Origin of the sequence: Aeromonas sp. QDB23 (genome assembly GCF_027707745.1) — a bacterium.
Taxonomy (GTDB): domain Bacteria; phylum Pseudomonadota; class Gammaproteobacteria; order Enterobacterales; family Aeromonadaceae; genus Aeromonas; species Aeromonas allosaccharophila.
In genome coordinates, this window is the sequence record NZ_JAPCJA010000014.1 from 20,274 (window position 1) to 32,437 (window position 12,164).

Genomic DNA, 12,164 nt, shown 5'->3' on the forward strand with positions numbered 1-12,164 from the left:
TCAGGTTATTTTGCCGGTTTCGAGCAACTGCTGGATGAGCGGGCGCAGGATCAGCTCCATCGCAAAACCCATCTTGCCGCCCGGCACTACTATGGTGTTCATCCGCGACATGAATGAGCCATCGATCATCGACAGCAGGTAGGGGAAGTCCACCTGCTTGATACCGCGAAACCGGATCACCAGCATACTCTCGTCCAGACTCGGGATCACCTTGGCACTGAAAGGGTTGGAGGTATCCACCGTCGGCACCCGCTGGAAGTTGATATGGGTGCGCGAGAACTGCGGGGTGATGAAGTTGATGTAGTCATCCATGGAGCGAACGATGGAGTCGGTCACCGCTTCGCGTGAATGCCCTCGCTCCGAGGTATCGCGGATCAGCTTCTGGATCCACTCCAGGTTGACGATGGGCACTACGCCTATCAGAAAATCCACGTGACGCGCCACATTGTGATCCTCGGTGACCACACCGCCGTGCAGCCCTTCATAAAACAGCAGATCGGTATTGCTGGGCAGATGCTGCCAGGGGGTGAAGGTGCCGGGCATCTGGTTGAAGGGCACCGCCTCGTCAAAGCTGTGCAGGTAGCGGCGATACTGGCCATTGCCATCCTGGCCATAGCCCTGGAAAAAGCTCTCCAGCAGGCCGAAGTCATTGGCCTCCGGGCCAAAATAGCTGATGTGGCGCCCCTGTTCGCGCGCCTTGCGGATCGCTACATCCATTTCCGGTCGGGTGTAGCGGTGAAAACTGTCGCCTTCCACCACCGCCGCGGTATATCCCAGTTGATGGAACATGGAGCGAAAGGCGTTGGTCGAGGTGGAGGTGCCGGCACCGGACGAACCGGTAACGGCAATAATGGGGTGCTTGGCCGACATGGGATTCTCTCTTCCTTGGGAGTTCCGTTATAAGGTCAGAATTTCGGTTTGGTCAAGACGGTTCGACGAAGCGATCTTTCATGACGATATTCACCGATTCGTGCAGCTCGCTATAGACGATGACTGCCTTGCCTTGCTGTAATTGTGTTTTCACTGCGTCTACTTTGACGCCGAGCGGCACATCCTGCTCCCCGTACTCGGTTCCTTCCTGTAACACAAAGTGTTCGATCAGGTTGGTCAGGGTGTCGCCGTCCAGTTCTTGCCAGGGAATGATCATGATTGAAGTTGTCTTAGCTGCAATGTCGCTATTGTCTATCTGTGACCATCAAGCGCAAGGTATTTGTATGATTCCGGGGACGGCCTGAGATGTTTTCTGTCGGTTCTCGTCCGCACGCTGCCGATTTTGACGACCATCTCTGGAGCATTCGCCGGCAGGCATTGAGTCAGGGGATCCGCTGGTTCTGGGTGGCCAATCTGCTTGGCTGCCTGCTGCTGCTGGTCCGTTTTTACGTTTACCAGCATGCCGAACTGATCATGGATAACCGGTTACCCTGGCGTTACGAGTGGCAACTGTGGGCCATGATGGCTGGCAATATTTTCTACCCGCTGTTGCGCTGGTGGTTACTGTACCAGCCTGGTCGAGAGTGGTTGCGCGCACTGCAGGGCTATGCGCTGTTTTGGGGCTCCTGTTGGGCACTGGTGGGTTATGCCACCGCCGTCACCGAGATGAAGGGCGGATTCAGTCTCGCCTTCATGTCCCTCAGCCTGCTGCTGATGACCTCCCTGATCGCCCTCTATTGCGAAAAGAGCCTCTGTTACTGCTTTATGGCGCCCCCCTGGCTCTATCTGCTGAGTGCCCCTCTGACGGTAGAGGTCCCCTTTATGCTCATGCATTTATTGCTGGTGATCGGCTTGGCGCTGTTGCTGGAGACGGGGCGGCGCATGCTCTATGGGTGGTTTGTGCTGGCGGTGGCCAGAGAGTACGAAAATCTGGCGCTGGCATGCCGGCTGGATGGTCAGGCCAAGCAGGATCCGCTGACCGGGTTGGCCAATCGCCGCTACTTCAATCAGGTGGGGGAGCTGGCGATCAAACAGGCGATGCTGCAGGATCACTCCTTCGCGGTGATCCTGCTCGATGTGGATTTTTTCAAGAAGCTGAACGATTGCTATGGCCATCAACGGGGCGACGAGGTGCTGGTGAGCGTTGCCGGATGCTTGCGTGAGGTGGTGCGTAATCAGGGGGATCTGGTAGCCCGTTACGGCGGTGAGGAGTTTGTGCTGTTATTGCCCAAGGCCACGCTGGCCATCGCCGAGACGGTGGCCCAGCGTGTGGCGGCGGCATTGGCGCGTCAGGCGTTGCCCCACGCCGAGTCCAGCGTGGCTGCCCATGTCACCGTGAGTCAGGGGATCGCCTTGTGGAAAAGCGGTGAATCTCTCGACCGGGTCATCGCCCGTGCCGATGAGGCGCTCTATCGGGCTAAGGCCGAGGGGCGCAACTGCTACCGTATTGCCCCTGCAGACACTCATCCAGCCAGCGACTGATCCGCTCGTCCAGCCAGAACCTTGGCCGCCAGGGCGTGCCGTGCAAAAAGCCGACATGGCCGCCGCGCTGGCTCAGCTCATAGCGCACCGTGGGCGAGAGCTGCTCCGGCCGGGGAATGACGGCGTGTGACATAAAGGGATCGTCTGCGGCGTGAATGACCAGGGTCGGGATCGGGATCTGGCGCAGCAGCGGCAGACCGGAGCAGCTCTGGTAGTAGTGGCTGGCGCTGTGAAAGCCGTGCAAGGGCGCGGTGACCTGCTCGTCAAAATCACGCAGGGTGGCAATCTGCTCCACTTGTCTGGGTTGCCAGCGTTCACTCGCTTGCTGCTGGTGGCTGATCTTGCTGAGCAGGTTGCGGCGCATGGTGCGCAGCAGATAGTTCTGATAGACCTTCGAAAAACCCTGATTGACCCGCTCGGCGCAGCTCGCCAGTTGCAGCGGAGCAGAGACCACCACCGCAGCTTTCAGTGCCGCAGGACAGGCGCGGGCCAGCAGATTGACCAGCATATTGCCGCCGAGCGAAAAGCCGATGGCGATCAGTGGCTTGCCCGGGAAGCGCTGGCTCAGCTCGGCAATCACCTCCTGCGCATCACCGATGGCGCCGGAGTGATAGGCCTGCAGATGGCGATTGGGCTCGCCGCTGCAACCGCGAAAGTGCATCAGCACCGCCTCCCGGCCCGCTCGTTGTAGATGGGCGAACAATCCCTTGGCATAGTGGGAGTGAATGCTCCCCTCCAGCCCGTGAAACACCACTATCAGTGGCCGCTCGTCAAGGCTCACTTCCCCGCTCCAGGCGAGGTCGACAAAGTCCCCATCCTGCAGTTCAAACCGCTCCGCCACAAAGCGGGCAGGGGTGCGGCGCAGCCATTTGGGCAATATGGTCTGCAGATGAGGATTGCGAGCCCACCAGGGGGCGTGGAAGTGGCTTTCGGTCAGCATGGGGTCAGTCAGTCTGGGTCGAAGATAAGGAGGGCGGGAGGTGTGCACCTCCCGCCAGTCATTGGCTTATTGTTGCAAATGATCGTGATGCTCGGCACCGCGCAGCATGGCCTGGATCAGCTCGTTGGCCTCGAACTTGGTCAGCGCCTCGTGGGCACCCACCTGATGGGCCCGCTCCACGCTGATCTCGCTGGAGAGCGAGGTGTGCAGGATGATATAGGCCCCCGCCAGCTTGCTGTCGCTCTGCACCTCGAAGGCCAGCTCGTAGCCATCGAGCCCCGGCATCTCGATATCGCTCACCAGAATGTCGATAGGGGTCTTCTGGCTCGCCCGCTCCTGCATCAGGGTCAATGCATCCTTGCCGTTGGAGCGGACTTCATAGGGGATATTGATGTAGTCCAGCGCCGCCATCAGCTGACGGCGGGCGACCGAGGAGTCATCGACCAGCAGGATCCGCATCGGCTTGATCCGTTCACGCTGGACATCGGTCAGTACCGGATAGAGGTGGCTCGGGTCGTCCGGATAGACCCGGGAGAGGATCAGCTCCACATCCAGCAACTGGATCAACTGGTCATTGACCCGGGTCACTCCGGTGACGAACACATTCTGGCCGAGGGCGGCGGGCGGTGACTCGATATCGCGCCAGTTGCACTCGGTGATCTTGTCGATGCCCCGCACCAGAAAGCCCACCAAGGTGCGGCGGCAGTCGGTGATGATGATGAAGCAGTGGGGCATCTCCTCCTTGCTGATCGGGCGATAACCCACCGCCATCGCCATGTCGATCACCGGAATGGTGGAGCCACGCATATTGGCGGCCCCCAGCACGGTCGGATGCGAGTGGGGCATTGCCGTCAGCTGGGTGTAGGGCACTATCTCCTTTACCTTGAGGGTGCCGATGGCAAAGGATTGTTTGGCTGAAAGGTGAAACAGCAACATGCCCTGGGATTGATTGGCTTTGCTCGTCATGGCAGATGTCCTGTTGGTCGAAACGTTGGCAGTCACTTCAGGCCTCTAGCATAAAGGATTACGGGGGGAATGGCCCTCCCTTGTTAGCGACCATCTGGCAAAAAACTGGACTCGTTTCACCGACTTTCTTGGCGTTATCACGCTGACAATCGGCTACTGGCCTTCATCCCCGCTAACGCCCCACTGCTGACAGGCAGCTTGCAACGCGGCCTCATTGGCATAGCCCAGCTTGCTGGCCACCTGGGCTGGTTTGCTGCCGCCCTTCAGCAATCTGAGCGCCTGCAGCAGTTGCCACTGCTGTTGCAGAGCAAGGCCTTCTACAGGCGCGTCGGCCTGTTGTGCCCATAGTTGCAGAGACTCTGGCTGGCCACTGGCCAGGGCTTGCCAGCGAGTTTGCAGATCATGGTATCCCTGCTGGCTGATGGCGCACTGTTGCAACTCATCCAGGATCACCTGCAGTCGCTGACCATAGGCCCCTTGCCACTCCTGTGGTCGCTGCCACCGGGCCTGCGAATCGAGCAGGGCATTGAGCAGGGGCGTGGCCTGTAGCCAGCCGGCCTGCTGCGGCTGATCAAGGCGCAGGGAGACATTCAGCTGATCGTAATCGCAACCGCTGAGGGGGCTGAAGGCTGCGAGGGCATCGGCGCAGAGCCAGAAGCTGCTGCCTGCAGGCAATAACAGCTCATGCTGGCCCAGTCTCAGCAGCGCGGCGCCCCGGGTGATCCGCAACAGCTGCCCGACCGGGGTCCGTTTGCGGTTGCCGGCGTGCAGGCCCTGGCAGGAAAAATGGTGATACTCGATGGCGTGATGCATGTAAAAACCCTGATATGATGCTGCCTGGAGGTAACAAATATGGAAACCAGACGTAAAAAACGCTTCATTGCCGGTGCTGTCTGCCCGGCGTGCGGCAAGTTGGACAACATGATGCTGTATCTGGAGCATGGAGTCGAGAAGGTGACCTGCGTCGCCTGTGGCGACACCCAGGTACAAACGCCGGCCGAGGTCGACAAGCAGACGCGCGAGGCGGAAGAGGTGATCGGGGTGTTTCGTCCCTGATGAGTCAATGGCTGGTGCGATGCGGGTCTCCTCGCTGACGCTGTTGCCGTTTTTTTCGTCACCCGGTGGCGCGGCACGGCATATGCGCGGCCCGCTTTTTAGGGTATTCTGAGCCCGTTTTTTTCTATCCGCAGGATCCTGACATGAAAGTAGCTCCTCTGAGCGTGGTTACGCTGGAATACACAGTCACCGACGAGCACGGTGAAGTCATCGACAGCACTGTCGGCAAAGAGCCGCTGGTCTATCTGCACGGCACCCGTTACCTGGTCTCAGGCCTGGAAGCCGAGCTGGAAGGTCGCGCGGTAGGTGAAGCCTTCGAAGTGACACTGGCACCGAGCCAGGCCTACGGCGAATATGACGAGACGCTGGTACAAGAAGTACCGGGCGAGCTGTTCGACGGCATGGAAGTCTCCGAAGGGGATACTTTTGTGGCTGAGACCGACGATGGCCACCGTCCGGTGACCGTGGTTGAAGTGTCCGAAGAGTTCGTCAAAGTGGATGGCAACCATCCGCTGGCTGGCGTGACCCTGGGCTTCAAGGTCGAGATCAAAGACGTGCGCGCTGCCACTGCCGAAGAGCTGGCCCACGGCCACGTTCACGGTGCCGGTGGTTGCGGTCACGATCACGGACATGACCACGATCACGGCGGCTGCTGTGGCGGTCATGGTCACGACCATGATGACGATCACGACCAGGGCGGTTGCTGTGGTGGTGCTGGCCACGGTCACGATCATGGCCACGACCACGGTGACGACCATGCTGATGGTCAGGGTAAAGGCGGCTGCTGCGGTGGCGGCGGTTGTGGTGGCAAAGGCCATCAACACTAATCACGGCCATGCCGATGATAAAAAATCTGCCATAGGAGTCATACCGGGCAATTAATGCTCATTAATTGCTCCTCCTTGGATGATGAAATCCGAAGCCGGTTGTTCTGGCTTCGGATTTTTTATGTCTGTCAAATAGGCTCGCGGCTTTTCCCAAGCTAACAGGGCTGCTTATTTTTGCTTAATGCTCAACATTATTCCCTCTCGGTTCCGCGATGTGTTTTTGACTCGGTGCGCAAACGTCATCTGCAAACGAGTCACCAAATCGGTGTCATCATCAGCACAATATGACCATGTTTCTTCATGCCCCAGCAGCTATAACGAGCCAGCGCCAGCCTCTATTTGGTCTCGTTGTGCCCTATAAAAAAATAGCCAGTCAGACTTAACTGACTGGCTATTGCCTAGTGACTAACTGATTGGCGCGAAGCCTTACAGCTGCTCGATACCGACGATATGCCAGGGGGCATTGTTCTTGGCCAGATCGCGCTCGAGGTGCCACACCTCTTTGATATCTTCTTCGACCTGCTCCTGACGGTCCATGTAGCGGCCGCTGAAACGCACGCTCACCTGAGCCCAGTCGCTGCCGTAGTCGGCACGTACCAGCTGGGTATCGACGTACATCACTTCGGTGTGCTGGTCGCCAGTCAGTTCGGCGCGCTCGGCTTTGAGCTGTTCGAACAGCTCCGGGCTGACGTACTCGCGCACTTTTTCCAGATCGTTCTTGTTCCACGCCTCTTGCAGGGTGCGATAGTGATCGCGGGCACCGGCCAGGAAGCTGTTCATGTCAAAGCCCGGCGGCAGGCGGAACGGCACGTCGCTGTCGGCAAAGCCGGTGGCTTGCGGTGCGCTGTTGCTCTGCTCGAACTGCTGCGGGGCAGCGGATTGCGGTGGCTGATAGCCCGCATAGGCGGCCTGTTGTGGCTGTGGCGTCGCGACTTTGCCCCGGCGCATGGCACGGAACAAGAAGACGGCACCCAGTGCCAGCAGGGCGATCAGCAGGAAGTCCATTCCTTGCAGACCTTCAAAGGCACCGCTGCCCAGCAGGTAGGCAAACAGGCCACCGGCCAGCAGGCCGCCCAGCAGGCCACCCATCATGCCGCTCTTTTTCGGCGCAGTCTGGGCACCCAGTGCCGGGTTCTTGGTGTCGACCGGTTTGGCCGCAGGCTGGGCCGGCGCAGTTTTGTAACTTTTACCAAAGGATTTGCCGCCGCCAAACTTCTTGGCTTCGGCGTGAGGTGCCCCCAGGCCAATGGCCAGGATCACGGCAAACAGGGTCAGCATCTTTTTCATTTTGACTCTTTTCACTCTCGTCTGTGGGTGGGGCATGCTCCGCTTTGGCAAGCTCAGCAAGGCGCATGGCAGGCTGCCTGTCCCTAAATGTGTCGCAGCTTGTATTCATCAATATCACTGTTGGCATGAATTATTCATGAACGAGTTGTCTGGTCATCAGGCGTCAAGAGCAGGAGTACACAGCATGAAAAGCAGACGATTGAGTCGCAAGGAGCGCAAAATGCGTAGCAAAATCAAAAACAACAAGAGTGAGCCGACCCTGGTCTGGCCCTTTATGATGGTATGAGCCGCCAGATAGGGCTCGCCGTAGTTGGCTTTCTTTTGTAAAATTCCCGTCCCCTTCCCGCTGCGGTTTTTATGTGTATGGCAGAGCAAGTGACGGCGAAAAAAGACGCCAAGACACAACAGCTGAAAGTTCCTCCCCACTCTTTTGAGGCCGAACAGTCCGTACTGGGCGGCCTGATGCTGGATAACGATGCCTGGGATCGGGTTGCCGAGCGGGTGATCGATCAGGATTTCTACAGCCGCCCGCACCGGCTGATCTTCCAGGCCATGACCCGCCTCTCCAACGCGGGCAACCCCATCGACCTCATCACCCTGCAGGAGGAGCTGGAACGCTCCGAGCAGTTGGAGGAGTCCGGTGGCTTCGCCTATCTGGTGGAGATCGCCAAGAACACCCCTAGTGCTGCCAACATCAACGCCTACGCCGAGATCGTGCGTGAGCGGGCGGTGGTGCGGGAGATGATCTCGGTCGCCAACGAGATAGTCGAAGCGGGCTACGAGCCACAGGGCCGTACCTCCGGCGATCTGCTCGATCTGGCCGAGAGCAAGGTATTCAAGATTGCCGAGCAGCGCAGCAGCGCCAACGAGGGGCCCCAGCCCCTCAAGCTGATCCTCGAGCAGACGGTCGACAAGATTGAAGAGCTGTTCAAAACCCCGCATAACGGGGTGACCGGGGTGTCGAGCGGTTATGGCGATCTCGACAAGATGACTGCCGGTTTGCAGCGTTCGGACTTGATCATCGTGGCGGCCCGTCCCTCCATGGGCAAGACCACCTTTGCCATGAACCTCTGTGAGCACGCAGCCCTGACCGCCGACAAGCCGGTGCTCATCTTCTCGCTGGAGATGCCCTCCGAGCAGATCATCATGCGTATGCTCGCCTCGGTCGGTCGCATCGATCAGACCAAGGTGCGTACCGGGCAGCTCGACGACGAGGATTGGGCCCGCCTCTCCTCCACCATGGGATTGCTGCTCGAGAAGGGCAAGATGTATATCGATGACGCCTCCGGCCTCACCCCGACCGATGTGCGTTCTCGCGCCCGCCGCATCGCCCGTGAGCACGGTGGCCTCTCGATGATCATGATCGACTACCTGCAGTTGATGCGGGTGCCAGCACTCTCTGACAACCGTACCCTGGAGATCGGTGAAATTTCCCGCTCCCTCAAGGCGCTGGCGAAAGAGCTGCAGTGCCCGGTGGTGGCGCTCTCCCAGTTGAACCGAAGCCTGGAACAGCGGGCCGACAAGCGCCCGGTCAACTCGGATCTTCGTGAATCGGGCTCCATCGAGCAGGACGCGGATTTGATCATGTTTATCTATCGTGATGAGGTTTATCACGATGACAGTCCGGACAAGGGGATTGCCGAGATCATCATCGGCAAGCAGCGTAACGGTCCTATCGGCCGTGTGCGCCTCACCTTCCAGGGGCAGTTCTCCCGGTTCGACAACTATGCCGGCCCGGCGTTTGATGATGATTATTGATAAGTAATGGATAAGGCCGTCCGGATAGGGATTGCCAGGAGTGCCCTGAAAGATGGCGGATATCTCCGGCAAGCAGCGTAACGGTGCCAATGTCGGCCGAGTGCACCTCACCTTCCAGGGTCAGTTCTCCCGGTTTGACAACTACGCCGGTCCGGCGTTTGATGACGACTATTGATGTAAACCCAGGGTGATGGGGGATTAGCCATCACCACAACTGCCCTGACCGATAGCCCAAGCAGACAGCGGCCAACCGTCAGGGCCTGTTTTCCCGGTTCGACAATTATGCCGGTCCGGCCTTCGACGACGATAAGTGAGTGGCGGTCTTCGGCCCGATGAGGGGGAGACCATTTGTGCCCTCGTAAGGGAAAACCATGAAAGCGGCTACTGCCCAAATCAACACTGCGGCCTTGCGCCACAACCTCGCCGTGGTCAAGCGCCACGCACCCGCTTGCAAGATCATCGCTGTGGTCAAGGCCAACGCCTATGGCCACGGACTGCTGCCGGTCGCCCGCACCCTGGTGGATGCGGATGCCTATGCGGTGGCCCGCATCGAAGAGGCGCTGATGCTACGCTCCTGCGCCGTGGTCAAGCCCATCGTGCTGCTGGAGGGATTCTTCTCCGCCGACGATCTGCCGGTGCTGGCGGCCAACAACCTGCAAACGGCGGTTCACACCTGGGAGCAGCTCGAAGCGCTGGAGCAGGTCGAGCTGCCAGCCCCCGTAGTGGCCTGGCTCAAGCTCGACACCGGCATGCACCGCCTCGGGGTACGCGCCGACGAGATGCCCGCCTTTATCGAGCGACTCGGCAAGTGCAAGAACGTGGTGCAGCCGTTCAACATCATGACCCACTTCAGCCGCTCCGATGAGCTGGAGCAGCCCACCACCCGCGAGCAGATCGATCTCTTCAGCCGTCTCACGACGCCGCTGGCAGGCGAGCGGGCCATGGCCAACTCGGCGGGTATTCTGGCCTGGCCGGACTCCCACTGCGACTGGGTTCGCCCCGGCGTCATCCTCTACGGCGTCTCCCCGTTCCCCAACACGGTGGCGGCCGATTACGACCTGCAGCCGGTGATGACCCTCAAAACACAGCTGATTGCGGTGCGGGATCACAAGGCGGGCGAGCCGGTGGGCTACGGCGCCAACTGGGTGTCGGATCGCGATACCCGGCTCGGCGTGATCGCCATCGGCTACGGTGACGGCTATCCGCGCATGGCGCCCAACGGTACATCCGTACTGGTCAACGGCCGTATCGTGCCGTTGGTGGGGCGTGTCTCCATGGATATGAGCACGGTGGATCTCGGCCCGGGCGCGACCGACAAGCCCGGCGACGAGGCGGTGCTGTGGGGCGAGGGGCTGCCGGTGGAGCGGGTGGCCGACGAGATTGGCACCATTCCCTACGAGCTCATCACCAAGCTCACCTCCCGCGTCTTTATGGAATACGTCTGATGTGGCAGCAATGCCTGCTGACGTTGAAGCCCCGTTCGCGGGGCTTTCATCTGGTGACGGACGAGCTGGTGGCCAAGCTGCCGATGCTGGCGGATTACCGAGTCGGCATGGCCCACCTGCTGCTGCAACATACCTCCGCCTCGCTCACCCTTAACGAGAATTGCGATCCCAGCGTGTGCAGCGATATGGAGGCCCATCTGCACCGGCTGGCGCCGGAGGATGCCCCCTACTATCGCCACACCTATGAGGGGCCGGATGACATGCCCGCTCACATCAAATCCTCCCTGCTCGGGGTGAGCCTGCAACTGCCGATCCGCGATGGTCAGCTGGCGCTCGGCACCTGGCAGGGGATCTGGCTTGGCGAACATCGCGTCGATGGCGGCGCCCGCAAGGTGCTGGTGACCCTGCAGGGTGAGTAATCATGCTGCAACCAGCTGAAAGAAAAGGATAAAAAAGAGGGATGGCGCCGAGCCATCCCTCTTTCGTTTCTACGGTGTTGTGAGTGACCCGTTTGCCGGTGGCGCTCAGCGCACCTTGAACGGCGTCAGCTCGGCCAGCGGGCTCGCGTCCATAAAGGCTTGCGGCTCCTGGCCATGTTTGAAGATCTTGAAGTCCTGATCGCGGGCGCTCCAGTACTCAACGGTATCGCCGCTGATCTGCAACAGGCTCGCTTCGCGCAGGGCCACCACGTATTCGCTCTGGTTGATGGCGCAGAACTCGGCCAGACGCTCGTCGCGAGTCTCGCCCATGTGGCCGCTGATGCTGGCATCCAGATAGTGCGGGTTGATCTGCAGCGGGAACAGGCCCAGCGCAGGCAGTACGGCGGCGTTGCAGACCGGCATGTCGTTGGTGGTGCGGATGCTCGGGGTGGCCACGTTGCAACCGGCGCTCCAGCCCACATAGGGGACGTCCCGTTCGCGCACGGCACGCTGGATCGGCACGATCAGGCCATTTTCATGCAGCAGCTGATTCAGGCGCCAGGTGTTGCCACCGCTGATAAAGATGGCGTCGGCCTGATTGATGGCATCGACCGGATCGTCGAAGTGGTGAATGCTGATGGTCTCGATCCCGAGGCTCTCGGTGAGATCGTTGGCGCGGGCATCCCAGTCGCTGCGGATCACCGCGTAGGGGATGAGCAGAATGCGCTTGACCGGTTTGCGGGCCAGCAGGCTCTGCACCCGGTCGCGGGCCCAGCCGAGCAGCCCCGGAAATTCGTTGGCTTTACCATTGCTTAGCAGAAGCAGTTCCATCAATACGTCCTCAAAAAGTGAAAGCGGAGGAGGGAGGGCCACCGGATCCGCGCTGCGGCCGGATGGCAAGAGGAGGCATGCTACCACCATTGGCGCGGCGGTTCTGTGATCGGGGGGTCCATTCAACGGCTATGGATGGATAACTCAATGCCAAGCGGTGGATTAATGAGCCGCGGTCAACTCGCCAGCCAGCACCAATAAAAAGACCCCGCCGCAGCGGGGT

Annotated in this window: 14 protein-coding genes; 7 read left to right on the forward strand and 7 right to left on the reverse strand. The window is 59.9% G+C overall.

All coding sequences use genetic code 11. The features are described 5' to 3' along the window. Window positions 1-870: a phosphoribulokinase gene (locus PG888_RS08465; RefSeq protein ID WP_042658487.1), complete on the reverse strand. Its 870-nt coding sequence runs from the start codon at window positions 868-870 to the stop codon at window positions 1-3. A 52-nt stretch (window positions 871-922) separates the two neighbouring features. Continuing rightward, a complete protein-coding gene (locus tag PG888_RS08470) occupies window positions 923-1,147 on the reverse strand; it encodes a YheU family protein (RefSeq protein WP_058052994.1) in 225 nt (74 codons plus the stop codon). Window positions 1,148-1,236: 89 nt separating this feature from the next. On the opposite strand from PG888_RS08470, the gene PG888_RS08475 reads away from it, so the two are divergent. Further along, the gene (locus PG888_RS08475; RefSeq protein ID WP_270693243.1) at window positions 1,237-2,412 is read left to right on the forward strand and encodes a sensor domain-containing diguanylate cyclase; all 1,176 of its coding nucleotides are present in this window, start codon (window positions 1,237-1,239) and stop codon (window positions 2,410-2,412) included. On the opposite strand, the gene PG888_RS08480 is transcribed toward PG888_RS08475, so the two are convergent. The 3 genes from PG888_RS08480 to PG888_RS08490 all read right to left on the reverse strand — a co-directional run bounded on the left by PG888_RS08480 (window position 2,348) and on the right by PG888_RS08490 (window position 5,131). Next, window positions 2,348-3,352: a hydrolase gene (locus PG888_RS08480; protein ID WP_270693244.1), complete on the reverse strand. Its 1,005-nt coding sequence runs from the start codon at window positions 3,350-3,352 to the stop codon at window positions 2,348-2,350. The two genes, PG888_RS08475 and PG888_RS08480, sit on opposite strands and share 65 nt — an antisense overlap. Window positions 3,353-3,418: 66 nt before the next feature. Continuing rightward, window positions 3,419-4,318, reverse strand: a complete 900-nt coding sequence (locus PG888_RS08485) for a chemotaxis protein (RefSeq protein WP_042658491.1) — start codon at window positions 4,316-4,318, stop codon at window positions 3,419-3,421. 153 nt (window positions 4,319-4,471) lie between these two features. Beyond that, entirely contained in the window at window positions 4,472-5,131 is a 660-nt protein-coding gene (locus PG888_RS08490; RefSeq protein ID WP_270693245.1) for a hypothetical protein, read from the reverse strand. Window positions 5,132-5,170: 39 nt separating this feature from the next. Here PG888_RS08490 and PG888_RS08495 point away from each other — a divergent pair, with 39 nt between their 5' ends. Further along, the gene (locus PG888_RS08495) at window positions 5,171-5,374 is read left to right on the forward strand and encodes a YheV family putative zinc ribbon protein (protein WP_005335287.1); all 204 of its coding nucleotides are present in this window, start codon (window positions 5,171-5,173) and stop codon (window positions 5,372-5,374) included. 143 nt (window positions 5,375-5,517) lie between these two features. Further along, entirely contained in the window at window positions 5,518-6,201 is a 684-nt protein-coding gene (slyD, locus tag PG888_RS08500) for a peptidylprolyl isomerase (protein WP_270693246.1), read from the forward strand. Window positions 6,202-6,627: 426 nt separating this feature from the next. On the opposite strand, the gene PG888_RS08505 is transcribed toward slyD, so the two are convergent. Further along, complete coding sequence (locus PG888_RS08505; protein ID WP_058053005.1) at window positions 6,628-7,488, reverse strand: Tim44 domain-containing protein; 861 nt, start codon at window positions 7,486-7,488, stop codon at window positions 6,628-6,630. A 363-nt stretch (window positions 7,489-7,851) separates the two neighbouring features. Between PG888_RS08505 and dnaB the strand changes: the two genes are divergently transcribed. From dnaB to PG888_RS08525, 4 genes are all read left to right on the forward strand, one after another. Next, complete coding sequence (gene dnaB, locus PG888_RS08510; protein ID WP_033136212.1) at window positions 7,852-9,246, forward strand: replicative DNA helicase; 1,395 nt, start codon at window positions 7,852-7,854, stop codon at window positions 9,244-9,246. A gap of 52 nt (window positions 9,247-9,298) precedes the next feature. Then, entirely contained in the window at window positions 9,299-9,421 is a 123-nt protein-coding gene (locus PG888_RS08515) for a hypothetical protein (RefSeq protein WP_270693247.1), read from the forward strand. Window positions 9,422-9,617: 196 nt separating this feature from the next. Then, window positions 9,618-10,691, forward strand: coding sequence for an alanine racemase (gene alr / locus PG888_RS08520; RefSeq protein ID WP_270693248.1), 1,074 nt, complete (start codon window positions 9,618-9,620; stop codon window positions 10,689-10,691). Beyond that, window positions 10,691-11,110 carry a secondary thiamine-phosphate synthase enzyme YjbQ gene (locus tag PG888_RS08525; RefSeq protein WP_270693249.1) on the forward strand — a complete coding sequence of 140 codons (420 nt, stop codon included), beginning with the start codon at window positions 10,691-10,693 and terminating at the stop codon, window positions 11,108-11,110. Before alr ends, PG888_RS08525 begins: the two co-directional genes overlap by 1 nt. Window positions 11,111-11,215: 105 nt before the next feature. Here PG888_RS08525 and pepE read toward each other — a convergent pair whose 3' ends face one another. Further along, window positions 11,216-11,941 carry a dipeptidase PepE gene (pepE, locus tag PG888_RS08530; RefSeq protein ID WP_270693250.1) on the reverse strand — a complete coding sequence of 242 codons (726 nt, stop codon included), beginning with the start codon at window positions 11,939-11,941 and terminating at the stop codon, window positions 11,216-11,218. Between the last annotated feature and the right edge of the window lie 223 nt (window positions 11,942-12,164).

Bases quoted from the DNA above. Each gene is read 5' to 3' on its own strand.
- PG888_RS08465 (WP_042658487.1), bottom strand. From the start codon at position 870: ATGTCGGCCAAGCACCCCATTATTGCCGTTACCGGTTCGTCCGGTGCC.
- PG888_RS08470 (WP_058052994.1), bottom strand. From the start codon at position 1,147: ATGATCATTCCCTGGCAAGAACTGGACGGCGACACCCTGACCAACCTG.
- PG888_RS08475 (WP_270693243.1), top strand. From the start codon at position 1,237: ATGTTTTCTGTCGGTTCTCGTCCGCACGCTGCCGATTTTGACGACCAT.
- PG888_RS08480 (WP_270693244.1), bottom strand. From the start codon at position 3,352: ATGCTGACCGAAAGCCACTTCCACGCCCCCTGGTGGGCTCGCAATCCT.
- PG888_RS08485 (WP_042658491.1), bottom strand. From the start codon at position 4,318: ATGACGAGCAAAGCCAATCAATCCCAGGGCATGTTGCTGTTTCACCTT.
- PG888_RS08490 (WP_270693245.1), bottom strand. From the start codon at position 5,131: ATGCATCACGCCATCGAGTATCACCATTTTTCCTGCCAGGGCCTGCAC.
- PG888_RS08495 (WP_005335287.1), top strand. From the start codon at position 5,171: ATGGAAACCAGACGTAAAAAACGCTTCATTGCCGGTGCTGTCTGCCCG.
- slyD (WP_270693246.1), top strand. From the start codon at position 5,518: ATGAAAGTAGCTCCTCTGAGCGTGGTTACGCTGGAATACACAGTCACC.
- PG888_RS08505 (WP_058053005.1), bottom strand. From the start codon at position 7,488: ATGAAAAAGATGCTGACCCTGTTTGCCGTGATCCTGGCCATTGGCCTG.
- dnaB (WP_033136212.1), top strand. From the start codon at position 7,852: ATGGCAGAGCAAGTGACGGCGAAAAAAGACGCCAAGACACAACAGCTG.
- PG888_RS08515 (WP_270693247.1), top strand. From the start codon at position 9,299: ATGGCGGATATCTCCGGCAAGCAGCGTAACGGTGCCAATGTCGGCCGA.
- alr (WP_270693248.1), top strand. From the start codon at position 9,618: ATGAAAGCGGCTACTGCCCAAATCAACACTGCGGCCTTGCGCCACAAC.
- PG888_RS08525 (WP_270693249.1), top strand. From the start codon at position 10,691: ATGTGGCAGCAATGCCTGCTGACGTTGAAGCCCCGTTCGCGGGGCTTT.
- pepE (WP_270693250.1), bottom strand. From the start codon at position 11,941: ATGGAACTGCTTCTGCTAAGCAATGGTAAAGCCAACGAATTTCCGGGG.